The following is a 17153-nucleotide window of genomic DNA, read 5'->3' on the forward strand; positions in this document are numbered from 1 at the left end:
ATGTACGTAAAAATTCGTCTATATGTCCAATTAATGTGGTATCGCATCTTGCTCAAAATTGGAGTGAAAGCAGAAGAAATCTATTACATAGGTGGCAGTGAAGCGCTTCCTCCGCCCCTAACACGCGAAGAAGAAGAAGTCTTGCTCGCTCGCCTTCCATCCGGTGATGGAGCCGTTCGAAGTATGTTGATTGAACGCAATCTACGCCTAGTTGTTTATATTGCCCGAAAATTTGAAAATACGGGTATCAACATTGAGGATTTGGTTAGTATTGGGACGATTGGTCTAATTAAAGCAGTGAATACTTTTGATCCTGAAAAAAACATCAAACTGGCTACCTATGCTTCTCGGTGTATTGAAAACGAGATTCTGATGTATTTGCGTCGTAATAATAAGATACGTTCAGAAGTATCATTTGATGAACCTTTAAATATTGATTGGGATGGAAATGAGCTATTGCTCTCGGACGTTCTGGGCACAGAAAATGATACGATCTACAAAAATATTGAGGATCAGGTGGACAGAAAATTATTGCATAAAGCGCTCGACAAGCTCTCTGACCGAGAGCGGGTGATTATGGAATTACGTTTTGGATTAGCTGGAGAAGAGGAGAAGACGCAAAAGGATGTAGCTGATCTCTTAGGTATCTCACAATCGTATATTTCGCGTTTAGAAAAGCGAATAATCAAACGACTACGAAAAGAATTTAACAAAATGGTGTGACGCATAATTTATGAACCTCTGGAAATACTGTTCCTATCCATACCAGAAAGTGGTTTTCACAAAACCATTTTCCCTGCCGCCCTGTTTTTTAATAAGGGATCATTTGCTCCTTTTTCTTGCATGCAAAAGTGAGAGGGCAATAAGGCGGAGTACATACGGATAGGGACTTTTTTTCTCTGAGGAGGGAATGGTGTGTCGCGCAACAAGGTTGAGATTTGTGGAGTAGACACTTCAAAGCTTCCGGTACTAAACAACAAAGAAATGCGGGAGCTCTTTGAACGATTACAGAGCGGTGAGCACTCTGCCAGAGAAAAGTTGGTGAATGGGAACCTACGTCTGGTGTTAAGTGTTATTCAACGGTTTAATAATCGGGGAGAATATGTAGACGATCTGTTTCAGGTGGGATGTATCGGTTTGATGAAGGCGATTGACAACTTTGATCTTGGGCAGAACGTTAAATTTTCGACATATGCTGTTCCAATGATTATAGGAGAAATCAGACGATACCTGCGCGATAACAATCCAATTCGCGTATCGCGTTCCCTGCGAGATATTGCTTATAAAGCGTTGCAAGTACGCGACAGTTTGACGAATAAGCACTCTCGCGAACCCACCATCGTGGAAATTTCTAATGCCTTAAATGTATCGAAAGAGGATGTCGTGTTTGCTCTCGATGCCATTCAGGACCCCGTTTCTTTATTTGAACCGATCTATCAGGACGGAGGAGATCCTATCTTTGTAATGGATCAGATCAGCGATGAAAAAAACAAGGATATCTTCTGGGTTGAAGAGATTGCTCTTCGGGAAGGTATGCAACGTTTAGGGGATCGAGAGAAAATGATTTTGTCCATGCGCTTCTATGAAGGAAAAACCCAGATGGAAGTAGCAGAGGAAATTGGGATATCGCAGGCACAGGTCTCAAGATTGGAAAAAGCGGCGATTTCCCATATGCAAAAGCATGTTCAATCCTAGCTGATATAGCACCCAAAGAATGAACGAAAGGCCAGTTCCCATTGGCAGAATTATAGCAGGCTTTATACCCATGCCTTGTTCAAGTGATAACATATTGCTTGAACAGGGCTATTTTTAATGGAACTACTTTTTAAAACGAAAGGCACATATACATAATAGCGAGGGGTTGAAGGCGAGTAGTTGAAAAGAAAGAGTGGTGAATTCCTATGGTGAAAATTTCAGAATTTCAAATCAAGGAAGTCGTTAACATTATAGATGGGAAGCGGTTAGGACAAATTTCTGATTTAGAAATCGATTTAAAAGCAGGGCGTGTTGAGGCGATTGTCGTTCCGGGTGAAGGCCGTTTCTTCGGATTGTTTTCAGGCTCAAATGAGTATGTTATTCCTTGGCGAAATATTGTTAAGATTGGGAAGGATGTTGTACTGGTTCGAGTAGAGGAACCCCTTAAACTGGAGTCCAAGCATGCTGATGAGGAGCTTTCCTAAAAGATTGACGAAAAGCAAAACAGATATCGCAAAAATCAGAGTGATTTACTTGCCCTGACCGATACAAAACCAGTAAGATATTAGATAGGGTAATATGAGAGGAGAGCAGATACATGGAGCCATTTCAGTTAAACAATACGACTCACACTCTGCATCTAAAGAAATGGGAGTCTGCTTATCCTGGACTGACAGCAGGATTTACGACAAGGTGGGGGATACAGAATACGGATAGTCCACAAATGTGTAATATGGGATTACATGTGGGAGATGATCCTAACCATGTCATTAAAAATCGCCAACAACTAGCTGATCAGCAGGGATTTTCGTTTGAAACATGGACCTGCGCTGATCAGATTCACGGTAATAAAGTAACCAAAATTTCTGCCGGCCAGATGGGAGCCGGCAGAGATAGTTTAGAGAGTGTCATTACAAATACAGATGGCTTATATACCACTGAGCAAGGGGTTTTCTTAACCTCCTTTTATGCGGATTGTGTCCCTCTCTTTTTTCTTGACCCAATCCGCAATGCGATAGGACTGGCTCATGCAGGATGGAAGGGTACGGTTTCCTCAATTGGACGGGAAATGATAGAGGCTTTTCGTCGGGAGTATCAATCCAACCCAGAGGATATCTATGTAGCAATTGGACCTAGTATCGGGGCCTGCTGCTATGAAGTGGACGAGCGCGTGATGCAGCAGGCTCGTATAGCGGCTTCTAGCTGGGAGCAAGCTGTACAGCCTAGTCACAAAGCCAGTCATTACATGCTAGATTTACGCCGGTTAAATCAAGTAATAGTGGAAGAGGCGGGAGTTCCTGCCGATCATATTAGTACGACACATTATTGCACAAGTTGTCGCAACGATTTGTTTTTTTCGCATCGAAAGGATCGAGGGAACACAGGTAGAATGGCTTCATTTATTGGATGGAAGGAGCAAACAACATGACTAGAATGGTAGCAAAAGCTACAGTTGAACAGCGTTTGGTCGATATCGAACAGAAAATATCGGCAGCTTGTAAACGGTCAAATCGTCAGCGTGAAGAGGTAAAAGTCGTAGCTGTGACGAAATATGTAGATACACCCGCAATCGGGGAAATTATCGCCGCTGGGCTAACCCACATTGGGGAAAATCGGATTCAAGATGCCCTTCCAAAGTACGAAGCGTATAAAGACAAGGCGGTTTGGCACTATATCGGTCATTTACAAACAAACAAGGTCAAAGATGTAGTGGGGCGTTTTACTTACATACATTCCCTAGACAGATTATCGTTGGCTCAAGAAATAGAAAAACGTGCTAGTAAGCTAGGAATCGTTGTTTCTTGCTTTTTACAAATAAATATTTCCCAAGAGGAAACAAAATTTGGTTTACATCCAGATGATGTCTTGGCTTTTGTGAAAGAAATTAGTAATATGGAACACATAAGCGTTGATGGATTAATGACCATGGCACCGCAAACAGAAGACCCCGAAGAGATTCGGTACGTGTTTCGGGGCTTGCGCGAATGGCAACAACGACTCAAAGAATGCAATTTACCTCGAGTGACTGTCCAAGAATTATCCATGGGCATGTCAGGAGATTTTGAGATCGCAATTGAAGAAGGAGCCACGTTTGTGCGGCTGGGCTCCGTACTCGTGCAACCGGAATAGCAGAATAAGCGCGGCTTTGTCCGGAGAGGAGGAAGGAATTTGGGTGTCATGAATAAACTTATGAATTTTTTTGGTCTGGAAAATGAAGAGTACGTAGAAGAATATGTGGAAGAAGAGCGTGAACAAGAAGCTCCTCCTAAGAAAAATGGCCAGAAATCATCAGCGGGAAGCAATGTGGTGAGCCTGCATGCAGCCAGAGACCGGGAAGGTATTAGGCTCATGCTATTTGAACCGCGTCATTATAGCGATGCCCAGGATATCGCAGATAGCTTGCGAAATAGAAGACCTGTTGTAGTTAATTTACAACGTGTGGAGAACGATCAGGCAAAACGCATTATTGATTTCCTCAGTGGCACGGTCTATGCCTTGAATGGGGATATCCAAAAGGTAGGAGAACAAATTTTTGTTTGCACGCCTGATCATGTAGATATCCAGGGAACCATTTCAAGCGTAATAGTAGAAGAGTAAGACATCAAGTTACTGAGGTGAACAGATGTATACATTGGTTGCAATTATTAATTTTGCGTTTCAAATCTACTTTTACATGGTAATTGCCTATGTCTTTATGTCATGGGTGCCACAAATGAGGGAAACGTCTATTGGTCAATTGCTGGAAAGATTGGTAGAGCCTTATCTATCTATTTTCCGCCGTTTCATTCCGCCGCTTGGCTTTATTGACCTATCCCCAATGGTTGCCATGATTGCATTGTATTTTGCAAGAGAGGGCCTATTTTCTTTATTGAGTAGGTTCTTGTAAAGAGAGCGATTTGTAGATGAGTATTTACCATCACTTTAAAAAAGAAGAATATCCATTCGTAGAACGGGCGCTGGAAATGCTAAGGCTAGTGGATGAGCGGCAAATCATACGCTTGACGGATTTCCTTGATCCACGCCAGCTTTTTATTCTACAAAGTCTTACTTCACAAGTACAGGACGTCAGAGTATCGGCATCCGGGGGATACGATGGTGCAGAGAGGGTACGTGCCCTGTTGCATCCTTCCTATATCGTACCTGAGGATGTCGATTTTGGCTTGCGCTTGTTTGAAATTAAGGGTAACCAACGTTTTATTGCATGGGAGCATCGGGATGTCATGGGGGCATTGCTGCATGTAGGCATAAAACGTGAAAAGTTCGGTGATATCTTGGTTAGCGAACATTCATGTCAAACAGTGGTAGCCGAAGAAATAGCAGATTTTGTGCGAATGCAGGTTGCTTCTATCCATAGGATTCCTGTTAGCTTGCAAGAGATATCTTTTGCTGAACTTACCGTACCTGAGAAAAAAGGAACAAACAAAACCTTTACCGTAATGTCCGCTAGACTTGATGCTATCATTGGAGAGGTATGTAAGCTTTCGAGAGCGAAGGCGTTGCTTCCCATTCGTGCTGGAAAATGCAAAGTCAATCATAAAATCGTCGAAGACCCCTCGCATAGTATTGCTCAAGGTGATATGATTTCGCTTGGTGGCTTTGGTCGATTTGAAATTACAGAGGTAACCGGGCCAACTAAGAGTGGTCGTTTACGTCTGACAGCTTTTATTTTTTCATGATTACGCGCATTTTTCCCGAGCCAAGGCAGGAATTTTTATAGAAACTGTCGAAAACATGGGGTAACTTGCCAACATAAGAAAACGGGGAAAGTGAGGAACTGTCTATGCCATTAACGCCTCTTGATATACATAACAAGGAATTTAGTTCCGGTTTCCGCGGTTATAATGTGGATGAAGTCAATGAGTTCTTGGACCAAATCATAAAAGACTTCGAGCTTATGATCAAGGAAAAAAGGGAAATCGAAGAGCGTATGTCTCTATTAACAGAGCGTTTGGACCATTATAAGAACTTAGAAGAGAATTTGAGCAAATCAATCCTAGTTGCTCAAGAAACAGCAGAAGAAGTGAGAAACAATGCTCGCAAGGAAGCACAGCTTATCTTAAAAGAAGCTGAAAAAAATGCCGATCGAATTATCAATGAAGCCTTGGCTAAATCACGCAAGGTAGCAATTGAGATTGAAGAGCTGAAAAAACGCGCTTCTGTCTATCGCATGCGTTTTCGCACATTGCTTGAAGCACAATTGGAAATGCTGGAAAATGGCGATTGGGACGATTTGCAAAAAATGGATTCCTCCTATGAAGGATAACTAACGGAATAAAGCATTGACGTTCTGTCAAAGATGGAATTATAATGTATAGCAAGTTTTTATTCAGTTTTTACCCATATATCAAACAACGATGATCGGGATAGTAAAGGTGCCAACATCCGTAACAGAGAGCCAGGCGGTGGTGAAAGCTTGGACGGAGCTGCTCCTCGAAAATCACCCAGGAGTTCATACCTGAAAGCGTCCAGCATGATGTGAGTAGGTGAGCGTTACATTCACGTTACGAATGAAATGAGTGGACATGAAACAGCAGGGCAACTTGCCATATCATGTTTATTAGGGTGGTACCACGGGAAGCTTTTCTCGTCCCTACGGGGATTAGAAAGGCTTTTTTTGTTGGAAAAAAATAGCTGTATATGCTAAATAGCCTGTAATCACCCGGCAATAAAACTGGTATCGTAACTATAATCAAGGAGTGAATACAGATGAGTATCGATTATGGAAAAACGCTTAACCTGCCAAAAACCGAATTTCCGATGCGTGGAAATTTGCCAGTTCGTGAGCCAGAAGTAGAAGCAAGATGGGAAGAAATGGACATCTATAAACAAGTTTTGGAGCGTACTAAGGATCGCCCAAGCTTTATTCTACATGATGGCCCTCCTTACGCGAACGGAGATATCCATATTGGTCATTCTTTAAATAAAACATTAAAGGATATTATCGTACGCTACAAATCCATGGCTGGTTTTTATGCTCCATATATTCCAGGTTGGGATACGCATGGCTTGCCAATTGAACAAGCGATTGTAAACGCACAAAAATTAGATCGCCGCAACATCGAAGTAAACGACTTCCGTAAACGTTGTGAAGAATACGCTTGGGGCTATGTAAATAAACAACGTGATCAATTTAAACGTTTAGGTATTCGTGGCGATTGGGAAAACCCTTATGTAACATTACTACCTGAATATGAAGCAGCCCAAATTCGAGTGTTTGGTGCCATGGCTACAAAAGGCTATATCTACAAAGGTCTGCGTTGCGTATACTGGTCTCCATCCTCTGAAACAGCATTAGCAGATGCAGAAATCGAATACCATGATAAGCGTTCTGCTTCGATCTACGTGCGTTTCATGGTGAAGGATGGAAAAGGTAAATTAGATCAGGATACGGGTGTCATCATCTGGACAACTACTCCTTGGACACTCCCAGCTAACAAGGCTATCTCACTAAATCCCGATTTGGAATATAGTGTAGTGCTTGCAGATGGAAATAAATATGTAGTAGCTTCTGGTCTAGTAGAATCCGTAACAAAAGAAATTGGCTGGGAGCAAGTAGAGACTGTCCAAACCTTTAAAGGCTCTGATTTAGAAGGAATTGAGACACAGCATCCATTCTACGACCGTATTTCCCCAATCATTTTGGGTGATCACGTTACATTAGACGCTGGTACAGGTTGTGTTCATACCGCACCAGGACACGGGGAAGACGATTTTAACGTTTCTAAGAAATATAATATCGAAGTACTATGCCCAGTCGATCATGAAGGAAAGATGACACAGGAAGCACCAGGCTTCGAAGGCTTGTTCTATGAAGATGCTAATAAAGTGGTATCTGAAAAACTGAAGGAAAACGGAGCTTTGTTAAAATTAAGCTTCATCACTCACTCCTATCCACATGACTGGCGTACGAAAAAACCAATCATTTTCCGTGCGACAGAGCAGTGGTTTGCGTCGGTAGAAGGCTTCCGTAGCCAAATGCTTGAAGCTATTAAAGAGGTGAAATGGACTCCGCATTGGGGCGAGACACGTCTTGCTAATATGGTGGCAGATCGCAATGACTGGTGCATTTCACGTCAGCGTGTTTGGGGTGTACCAATTCCAATCTTCTATTGTAAAGCATGCAACGAACCAATTATCAATGAACAAACTATTGATCATATCGCTAACTTGTTTGCTAAAGAAGGTTCTGGCGTGTGGTTTGCCCGTGAAGCGGCTGATCTAATTCCAGCAGGATTAACTTGCGATTGCGGTTGCAAAGAATTCCGTAAAGAAACAGACATCATGGATGTTTGGTTCGATTCAGGTTCCTCCCATGAAGCAGTATTGCGTCAACGCGACAATTTAAGCTGGCCTGCTGATTTATATCTGGAGGGTTCTGACCAATATCGCGGCTGGTTTAACTCTTCTTTATCTACTTCAGTAGCTGTTCATGGCAAGGCACCATATAAAAGCATCCTAAGCCATGGTTTCACATTAGATGGTGAAGGACGCAAGATGTCCAAATCACTTGGTAATACGATTGTTCCAAAAGAAGTAACAGACAAGCTAGGTGCTGATATTTTACGCCTATGGGTATCCTCAGTGGACTATCAATCAGACCACCGTATCTCTGATGCGATTCTTGCTCAGAATGCAGAGGTTTATCGTAAAATCCGCAATACGTTCCGCTTCCTGCTTGGTAACCTAGCTGGCTTTGATCCAATGAAAGATCGAGTAGAGTACGATCGCCTGCCTGAGTTAGATCGCTTTATGCTGGCAAAAGCGGCAGAAATGGTAAAACGTACACGCAAAGCATACGATGAATATCAATTCCATACTGTATATCAAACTGTGCATAACTTCTGCACGATCGAGCTTTCTTCTTTCTATATGGATATCTCTAAGGATCGTTTGTATGTTGAAGCGCCAGATAGCGAAGAGCGTCGTGCAGCACAAACGGTTATGTATGATATCTTGCTTGACCTAGTGAAATTGTTATCACCGATCATCCCGCATACAGCAGATGAAGTGTGGCAATTTATTCCGGGTGTAACAGAGGCGAGTGTACAGCTTACCGATATGCCGGAAGTAAATGAACAGCATTTATTCAGCGAAGAAGAGCAGGCAAGATGGACGTCCTTCTTAGAGGTGCGCGATGAAGTGCTAAAAGCAATGGAAGAAGCGCGCCGCAACAAAGTATTTGGTAATTCCGTCGATGCTAGATTAGTTCTTTATCCACACACACAGGAAGTATATCAAGTGCTGATGGATATGGAATATTTAGCAGATCTGTTTATTGTAGCTGATATTGAAATGCATGAGGCTGGCACGGAGGCACCTGCGGAGGCTGTTAAGCTTGAAGGCATTTCCGTAGTTGTCCTTGCAGCTGAAGGTGGAAAATGCGAACGCTGCCGTGTCGTAAAAGAAGATGTAGGCACAGTGGAATCGCACCCAACTACATGCGAGCGTTGTGCTACGATTGTTGACGAACACTTTTCACATGTGACGGAGTAAATTTACTTGGTCACATCGTTTCCAAGCGAATTACATTGGTTTTACAAAGAACGTTCTTATTAGGGAAAAAAATTCCCTAGTAAGAACGTTTTTTTGTGGGGCATACTACCAAAACGAGAGCTCTACACTTTTAAGTAAGGATGGTGTCCAGATGGATAAACAGACGCTGGCTCATGTTAAGCAGAGACTCCTGGATGAGAGGGAGAGCATAACAAAACGTTTAGAGGAGAACGATCACTATGGTATGAAAAGCACTATGGGTGAAACTACCTCCGAGCTTTCCACTTATGATAATCATCCTGCAGATATTGCTTCTGAATTGTTTGAGCGGGAAAAGGATATTGCCTTGTACCAGTTGGATCGGGAAACATTAGGCGAGATAGATCAAGCATTAGAGCGTATGGATGCAGGAACATATGGCATTTGTACTGTCTGCGGAAAAGAAATTCCAGCCGAAAGATTAGACGCCCTGCCGCAAGCACTAACATGCAAAGAACATGCTCCGTCTCCAGCTGTTAACAATCAGCGTCCCGTTGAGGAGCAGTTTATGAAACCAGCCTTTGGACGAACTTCGCTGGATGAAAAAGAAGCAAATTCCTTCGATGGCGAAGATGCATGGCAAATTGTTGAATCATGGGGAACCTCCAGTACGCCCTTTTCTTTCCAAGACACGGATAAAACAGATTATAACCATATGTATATTGAGGCAGATGAAGCTGATGGTTATGTAGAAGCCGTGGAGCAGATTGGTTACACCGATATGTATGGCTATCATGGGCCAGACAGTGTTCATTTTATGCGGAGCCATACGTATGATCGATACATGGATCAAAACGAGGGAAAAGGGTTATTCATATCGTATGACCAGTATTTAGATGATTTAGCTAAGCAGGAAGCCGATGAGGATATTGATGATCTTAGCAACCTGTAAGATGGAGGTATTTAGTTGATTATCGAACGGATCGAGACATACCCTTGCCTTCACCGGTTACGTGAGCCTTATGGGGATGCAAATGGCTACAAAAAGTATCGTTCCTGTTACATGATTAAAATCGTGACATGCTCGGGACTGGAAGGGTGGGGGGAATGTATTGATTGGTTACCCACGCTGGAGGTAGGCTTTCGCAAACGAATTATTCCCTATTTAATTGGCAAGCAGGCAACAAAGAGAAACAAGCTGGTCACTGTTGTGAAAAAGTGGCATCAACGAGCCGCTACTGCCGTTAGCATGGCCTTAATGGAAATTTTGAGTAAAAGTGGGGGGCTCCCCATATGCGATTTATACGGAGGAATGTGGCGGGACACCATACCTGTCTATGCTTCATTGCAATCGTATCGGGATACACCTTACTGGGAGCAGCAATCTTGTAAACAAGTAGAACAGGCTTTACTTGATGGTTTTCGAATGGCCAAAATTAAAATTGGCGGGAGGACAATAAAAGAGGACCAAGCTCACGTGAAGCTCTTAATGGCTAAGCTTGATTCTCAAATGTCTTTTGCCTTGGATGCAAATCAGAGCTATGATGTGGCTAGTGTGGGAGCATGGCAGCAGCTTTTTTCAGAATGGAGGAATCTGTTGTGGCTAGAGGAGCCCATGCCGATGGATCGCTTGCATGATTATGTTTTATTGCGATCTAAGCTTTCCATTCCATTAGCAGGTGGAGAAAATCTCTTGCATGTAAGGGATTTTCACAATCTATGCCAGCTTGGAGCGATTGATATTGCTCAGCCTGACCCGATGCATGAGGACGGAATCGATGGGTATCGACATACGCTATCAACTGTGCGTAGTTTTGGCTATCGTGTGTCCCCGCATGTATTTGATGGTGCTTTAACAAGGCTGTATGCATTGTTTGCCCAAGCCTGTCTGCCTGCATGGAGCAAGATGACAGGAGATGAAATCGAACCAGTTGAATGGGATATAATGGAAAATCCCTTTGCCAAACTAATTCCTCTCTCTCCGCACCAAGGGATGGTTACGCTGCCAAAAGGAGTGGGACTTGGTATAGAGATCGATACCGACATCCTAGCACACTATAGCTGGGATGGTAGTATATATCAGGCCTAAGTACATTTCATGATTACGTTGATCGTTTAAGAAAAGAGGACGTATGATGGCTCAAGCACAAAATAACAAGAAAAACCTCATAGGATTAACAGGTGTTCCATTAGTTATGGTACTTGGAAATTCAATGTTAATTCCCATATTGCCAACAATGAAATCGGAATTGCACCTAACTTCTTTTCAAACCAGTTTTTTAATTACTGCTTTTTCTATTGCGGCCGGAATCATTATTCCATTGGCTGGCTATCTATCTGACCGATTTAATCGCAAAGTGGTCATAACGATCGCTTTAACGTTATATGGCGCAGGCGGATTGCTTGCAGGCTTAGCGTCCCTATGGTTAACCAATCCCTATTGGTTAATTATTTGTGGAAGGGTGTTACAGGGAATAGGTGCAGCGGGAACATCACCCATAGCTATGGCTTTAGTAGGAGACTTATTTGATGGTGCCTCCGAAAGTAAAGCGCTTGGACTATTGGAAACCTCTAACGGGTTGGGTAAAGTGTTAAGCCCGATTTTAGGGGCTCTGTTCGCCTTATGGACATGGTACGCAGTCTTTTTGGCTTTTCCGGTCATATGTGCAGTAGTTCTAACTATTTTTTTGCTATTGGTAAAGGAAAAGAAGCAAAACAAGCAACCCAAATCAGTTAAAGAGTACCTTGGCTCGATTGGCCAGATATTTAAACAAAATGGAAAATGGCTCATTCCAGCCTTTTTTATTGGTAGCATATGCTTGTCTACGCTATTTGGTGTCCTTTTTTATCTATCGGATTTATTGGAGGAGACCTATCAGATTGATGGTATTCTAAAAGGTGCCTTTTTAGCTATTCCCCTGCTGGCTCTGAGCATTATGGCATTTATAACAGGGGCTATTATTAAAAAGAGACTAACGGTAATGCGCTACTTTATTATTGCAGGGATGCTCTTACTTACCATTTCTTATGCTGGGGCAAGCTTTGTTTCTAACGTGTACTTCTTAATAGGAATTCTTGTATTTGGTAGCGTAGGAACCGGCATGATTCTGCCCTGCCTCAATTCTATGATCATTGGAGCGGTTACAAAGACAGAGCGTGGTATGATTACGTCTTTGTATAATGGTGTCCGGTTTATAGGAGTAGCGTTGGGGCCTCCGATTTTTACGTGGTTATTGGGATTTTCGACGAAAGTTATGTTTTATTCGATTGCTTCTGTCACGTTACTATTTGCTATAATTGCATTTTTTACTATAACGCCGCAAAAGGGCAGCAATTCTCAAGGAGCTTCGCAGGAGGGAACTGTTAAAAAGGAATCTTCAGCAGACGGGAATTCAATGGATTCGTCAAGATCAGCCGGTACTAAAAGTGAAGCCGATTCCTCTACCAAGGAAAAGAATCTTTTGGATCAGAAGGCTTTGGATGAGATGACTTTGTTATTAGAAATGCGAGAGGAAACAAAAGATCAGCAAAAACAGGAGCAATTGAAAAAGGAACTGGGTTTCGACCTAGGAGATTTGTTTGAAAAGCTACTTACCAAAAAAGAAAAAGACAAAACGAAATAGATGCTTAGCCTCCAGGTTTTGGAGGTTTTTTTGTATTCTACTATTTCTATAAAAAAATGACTGCTAACAAAAATAAACAAAAGTAAAAACAAGGGTGGTTCTATTGACATTTCAAGTAACGATGATATGATAATGTATAAATTGAATCCGATAATTTTATAACAACTTCTTATCAAGAGCGGTGGAGGGACTGGCCCTATGAAACCCGGCAACCTTGATTCATTCAAAAGGTGCTAAATCCAGCAGAAGTATTTCTGAGAGATAAGAAGAATGGCAGATACATAGACATGAAGCCCTTCTTCTTAGAGAGAAGGGCTTTTTTGCATAGGTTTTTTTTCACAGACAAATGAATCACAAAGGGCGGTCAAAGAGGAAAAAATGTATCCTTGCAAGCATATAACCAAGTATTCCGATATAAAAATAAGGTATTAGAGAAAAGTGGGGGAACTTACGTATGTATCTGTTAAAAAGAATATGTACCATGCTCATAACATTATGGATTATTGTGACACTAACCTTTGTCATTATGCATCTTATACCGGGTGATCCATTTGCTACTGATTCGCAAATGCTGCCGGCTGATGTCGTCCAAAATATGCGGGAAAAATATAATCTGGATAAACCAATGGCACAACAATATTTGTTATATCTAAAGGATTTGGCCCAGTTGGATTTAGGACCTTCCATACAATCAAAATCACGTGATGTAAATACATTGATTGCTTCTGGATTTCCTGTATCGGCAACACTAGGTCTACAAGCGCTATGTTTAGCTTTATTTCTTGGTATTTCCTTAGGAATTATCGCAGCCCTTTATCATCATAAATGGTTGGATTACGTTTCGATGTTTATTGCGATCATAGGGATTTCTGTCCCAAGCTTCATTCTGGCTCCACTGCTAATCAAATTAGTTGCGGTTGAGTGGAAGCTTTTGCCGGCTGCCTCCTGGGGATCATGGAAACATTCAATCCTGCCGTCTGTTACATTAGCGGTCGGTCCTATGGCTATTATCGCCCGCTTTGTTCGGGCTAGCATGCTTGAGGTTTTTAGTCAGAATTACATGAAGACGGCAGAGGCAAAAGGCTTACCTACATTTGCAATCGTGGTAAAGCATGGCATTCGTAACGCCTTGATACCAGTGTTAACCTTTATCGGTCCGTTGTTTGCAGCGCTGATTACGGGCACGTTTGTAGTTGAAAAAATCTTTGCCATTCCAGGCATTGGCAAGTATTTCGTAGATGGCATCTTTAATCGTGATTATCCAGTTGTGATGGGAACAACGGTTTTTTATAGCACGGTCCTGATCTTGTCGTTGTTTTTGATCGATGTATCATACCGACTGGTGGACCCAAGAATTAAGCTAACGAGCAAGGGGGACTAACAGATGGCGCAATCTTCACTGCATTCTGAACAAGATCATCTTTTTCGACCTGTGGATAAACGAGTTTTTGAGAAGCATCAGATAGATCGTCCTAGCCTAAGCTATGGCAAAGAAATACTGCGAAAAATCATACAAAACAAGCTGGCGATGCTTGGTTTCAGTTTATTAATCCTTGTGGTCATGCTTTCGCTGATCGGTCCACATCTAGTAGCCTTCAGTCCAGAAAAACAAGATTTGATGCTTGGAAATCTCAAGCCTTCCAGTACTCATTGGTTTGGGACAGATGATTTAGGACGAGATATGTGGGCGCGAACCTGGGCAGGTGGACAGATTTCTCTTTTTATCGGCTGTATTGCAGCAACCATCGACTTATTGATTGGCGTAGCTGTCGGTGGAGTCTCGGGTTATATGGCAGGACGCGGTAGGGTAGGGGATCGTATTGACAGCATCCTGATGCGTATTGTCGAGGTTTTATATGGCATTCCTTATTTACTGGTTGTGATTTTATTGATGGTGGTGCTAGAGCCTGGACTGTCCACTATCATTATCGCCCTTTCTGTTACAGGCTGGGTTGGCATGGCTCGTTTGGTACGTGGTCAGGTCTTGCAGTTAAAACAACAAGAGTTTGTACTAGCGGCCGAAAAGCTAGGAACCTCACACGCCAAAATTATTTGGAAGCATCTGTTGCCAAATGCCTTAGGAATTATCATCGTGAATCTGACTTTTACGATACCTCAGGCGATCTTTGCTGAATCCTTTTTAAGCTTTCTAGGTTTAGGGGTACAAGCACCGAGTGCTAGCTGGGGAACGATGGCTAATGATGGTATAGGCGTGATTTTAAATGGCCAGTGGTGGAGACTGTTTTTCCCGGGCTTATCTATTTCACTAACGATGTTTGCCTTTAATGCTTTCGGAGATGGCTTACAGGATGCACTTGATCCTAAAAATAAAAAGTAGAAGGGAGGGATAATCATGGGACATTTGCTAGAGATAGATGAGCTGGAAGTTGGGTTTACGACATATGGCGGTGAGGTTAAGGCGGTTCGTGGGATTTCGTTTTATGTGGACAAAGGAGAGGTGGTAGCCATCGTCGGTGAGAGCGGCTGTGGCAAATCAGTTACAGCGCAGGCAATCATGGGGATGGTTAAGGCAGGAAGCGGTGTTAGGACGGAAGGCTCTATTCGCTTTGCTGGACAGGAAATGACAGGTTTGTCTAAAAAGGAATTGCAGGAGATTAGGGGTTCTAAAATAGGAATGGTGTTTCAAGACCCAATGACATCACTAAATCCCACGATGAAAATCGGCAAGCAAATTGCGGAGGGCTTACGAAAACACCAAGGGCTCTCCCAACAGGCGGCACAGCAAAAAACGATTGATCTGTTGCGGCAAGTAGGCATCCCAGAAGCAGAGAACCGCTATCATCAATATCCGCATGAATTCTCGGGAGGAATGCGCCAGCGGGTCGTAATTGCGATTGCGATTGCCTGTAATCCACAGCTATTGATCGCTGATGAGCCAACAACCGCATTGGACGTGACCATTCAAGCGCAAATCCTTGACCTGCTGCTTCAATTACAACAAACAACCAGTACCTCGATCATTATGATCACGCATGATTTAGGAGTCGTTGCAGAAGTGGCACAGCGGGTAGTAGTGATGTATGCTGGCAAAATCGTAGAAACAGGGACAGTCGATGAATTATTTGAATCGCCGGGACACCCGTATACAAAAGGGCTATTAGACTCGGTGCCTAAGCTAGAACAAGCCGGGAAGCATCGATTAGTCCCGATTGATGGAGCACCACCAGATTTATTTGCTCCGCCAAAAGGATGTCCATTCGCTCCTCGCTGTCCACATGCGATGGAAATTTGCCTGGATCATCTCCCGCAGCCGACCACATTTTCAGCTACACATCAGGCGAACTGCTGGCTGCATGACCCAAGGGCTCCACGCCAACAAGAATGTAGAGTAGCAGGGAGGGAGTAAGAATGGTGCGAAGCCTAGAAGTTACAGAAGATAAGGAACAATCTGAAACTCTGTTGGAATTACGCAATGTAAAAAAATACTTTTCCTTAGGCTCTGAGCAAACAGTGAAATCGGTCGATGACATTACGCTGTCTATTAAAGCAGGCGAAACCTTTGGACTGGTGGGCGAAAGCGGAAGCGGGAAATCAACGCTGGGACGCACAGCGGTCGGATTGTACCAGCCTACAGATGGACAAATTCACTTTGCAGGGAAAGACATCACAACCTATAGTCGGCAGGAAAAGCGTGAATTCAATCGGAATATGCAAATGATTTTCCAAGACCCATACTCCTCCTTAAATCCGCGTATGCGAGTAGGTGACATTATCGGAGAGGGGCTGGATGCTTATGGCATTGCGAAAGGGGCTAAACGTACAGAGCGTATCTATGAGCTTTTAGAAAAAGTAGGTTTGCGACCAGAACATGCAAAACGATATCCTCATGAGTTTAGCGGAGGACAGAGACAGCGAATCGGGATAGCCCGAGCCTTAGCAGTAGAGCCTACCTTTATTGTGGCAGACGAGCCTATTTCCGCTTTAGATGTCTCGATTCAGGCACAGATTGTCAATTTATTAGAGGATTTACAGCAGGAACGAGGACTAACCTATTTATTCATCGCACATGATTTGGCGATGGTGAAGCATATCAGCGATCGGATCGGCGTCATGTATTTGGGTCAGATGATGGAGGTTGCCGACAGTGAGACATTATTTCAGGAGCCGCTTCATCCATACACACAAGCCTTGTTGTCGGCGATCCCAGTATCATCTACAGCAAAAAAGGCTAAGAAAGAACGTATCGTGTTAACAGGTGAGCTACCAAGTCCATTGCAACCACCAGCCGGATGCCCGTTTTCCACCAGATGTCCCGTTGCAATGCCGATCTGTCGAGAAACTAAACCAGAGTGGAGGGAGGTGAAGCTGGATCATTGGACGGCTTGCCACTTGCACCAGTAA

The 17153-nt window shown here is 43.1% G+C and carries 17 protein-coding genes, 1 riboswitch and 1 other annotated feature; all 17 genes read left to right on the plus strand.

Translation table 11 applies throughout. From position 1 onward, the window contains the following. The gene (gene sigE, locus O0550_RS03330; protein ID WP_003336703.1) at positions 1-723 is read left to right on the plus strand and encodes an RNA polymerase sporulation sigma factor SigE; all 723 of its coding nucleotides are present in this window, start codon (positions 1-3) and stop codon (positions 721-723) included. Between the two features lie 192 nt (positions 724-915). Beyond that, a complete protein-coding gene (sigG, locus tag O0550_RS03335) occupies positions 916-1695 on the plus strand; it encodes an RNA polymerase sporulation sigma factor SigG (RefSeq protein ID WP_003336705.1) in 780 nt (259 codons plus the stop codon). A gap of 206 nt (positions 1696-1901) precedes the next feature. Then, on the plus strand, positions 1902-2180 hold the full coding sequence (locus O0550_RS03340) for a YlmC/YmxH family sporulation protein (RefSeq protein ID WP_003336706.1): 279 nt from the start codon (positions 1902-1904) through the stop codon (positions 2178-2180). 113 nt (positions 2181-2293) lie between these two features. Beyond that, positions 2294-3124, plus strand: a complete 831-nt coding sequence (gene pgeF / locus O0550_RS03345) for a peptidoglycan editing factor PgeF (protein ID WP_258425624.1) — start codon at positions 2294-2296, stop codon at positions 3122-3124. Continuing rightward, on the plus strand, positions 3121-3825 hold the full coding sequence (locus tag O0550_RS03350) for a YggS family pyridoxal phosphate-dependent enzyme (protein ID WP_003342666.1): 705 nt from the start codon (positions 3121-3123) through the stop codon (positions 3823-3825). The genes pgeF and O0550_RS03350 overlap by 4 nt, the downstream gene beginning before the upstream one ends. A 39-nt stretch (positions 3826-3864) precedes the next feature. Next, on the plus strand, positions 3865-4293 hold the full coding sequence (locus O0550_RS03355) for a cell division protein SepF (protein WP_003342669.1): 429 nt from the start codon (positions 3865-3867) through the stop codon (positions 4291-4293). Positions 4294-4318: 25 nt separating this feature from the next. Then, positions 4319-4582: a YggT family protein gene (locus O0550_RS03360; RefSeq protein ID WP_003342671.1), complete on the plus strand. Its 264-nt coding sequence runs from the start codon at positions 4319-4321 to the stop codon at positions 4580-4582. Positions 4583-4598: 16 nt separating this feature from the next. Continuing rightward, positions 4599-5372: a YlmH family RNA-binding protein gene (locus O0550_RS03365; RefSeq protein WP_003336711.1), complete on the plus strand. Its 774-nt coding sequence runs from the start codon at positions 4599-4601 to the stop codon at positions 5370-5372. 104 nt (positions 5373-5476) lie between these two features. Beyond that, on the plus strand, positions 5477-5959 hold the full coding sequence (locus tag O0550_RS03370; RefSeq protein WP_003336713.1) for a DivIVA domain-containing protein: 483 nt from the start codon (positions 5477-5479) through the stop codon (positions 5957-5959). Between the two features lie 82 nt (positions 5960-6041). After that, positions 6042-6291: a binding site (T-box leader), on the plus strand. Positions 6292-6408: 117 nt separating this feature from the next. Beyond that, complete coding sequence (gene ileS, locus O0550_RS03375; RefSeq protein ID WP_258425737.1) at positions 6409-9189, plus strand: isoleucine--tRNA ligase; 2781 nt, start codon at positions 6409-6411, stop codon at positions 9187-9189. A gap of 151 nt (positions 9190-9340) precedes the next feature. Beyond that, entirely contained in the window at positions 9341-10120 is a 780-nt protein-coding gene (locus tag O0550_RS03380; RefSeq protein WP_258425625.1) for a TraR/DksA C4-type zinc finger protein, read from the plus strand. A gap of 15 nt (positions 10121-10135) precedes the next feature. Continuing rightward, positions 10136-11257: a mandelate racemase/muconate lactonizing enzyme family protein gene (locus tag O0550_RS03385; protein WP_096886011.1), complete on the plus strand. Its 1122-nt coding sequence runs from the start codon at positions 10136-10138 to the stop codon at positions 11255-11257. Between the two features lie 43 nt (positions 11258-11300). Then, the gene (locus O0550_RS03390; RefSeq protein ID WP_003342679.1) at positions 11301-12791 is read left to right on the plus strand and encodes an MFS transporter; all 1491 of its coding nucleotides are present in this window, start codon (positions 11301-11303) and stop codon (positions 12789-12791) included. 166 nt (positions 12792-12957) lie between these two features. Continuing rightward, positions 12958-13059: riboswitch (SAM riboswitch) on the plus strand. A 186-nt stretch (positions 13060-13245) separates the two neighbouring features. Then, a complete protein-coding gene (locus tag O0550_RS03395; RefSeq protein WP_003342682.1) occupies positions 13246-14172 on the plus strand; it encodes an ABC transporter permease in 927 nt (308 codons plus the stop codon). A 3-nt stretch (positions 14173-14175) separates the two neighbouring features. Further along, a complete protein-coding gene (locus O0550_RS03400) occupies positions 14176-15129 on the plus strand; it encodes an ABC transporter permease (protein WP_258425626.1) in 954 nt (317 codons plus the stop codon). Positions 15130-15144: 15 nt separating this feature from the next. After that, positions 15145-16158 (plus strand): ABC transporter ATP-binding protein, encoded by a 1014-nt coding sequence (locus O0550_RS03405; RefSeq protein ID WP_258425627.1) that lies wholly within the window; start codon positions 15145-15147, stop codon positions 16156-16158. A 2-nt stretch (positions 16159-16160) separates the two neighbouring features. After that, on the plus strand, positions 16161-17153 hold the full coding sequence (locus O0550_RS03410; protein ID WP_258425628.1) for an ABC transporter ATP-binding protein: 993 nt from the start codon (positions 16161-16163) through the stop codon (positions 17151-17153).

This window comes from Brevibacillus halotolerans (genome assembly GCF_026891775.1).
GTDB classification, from domain to species: Bacteria; Bacillota; Bacilli; order Brevibacillales; family Brevibacillaceae; genus Brevibacillus_B; species Brevibacillus_B halotolerans.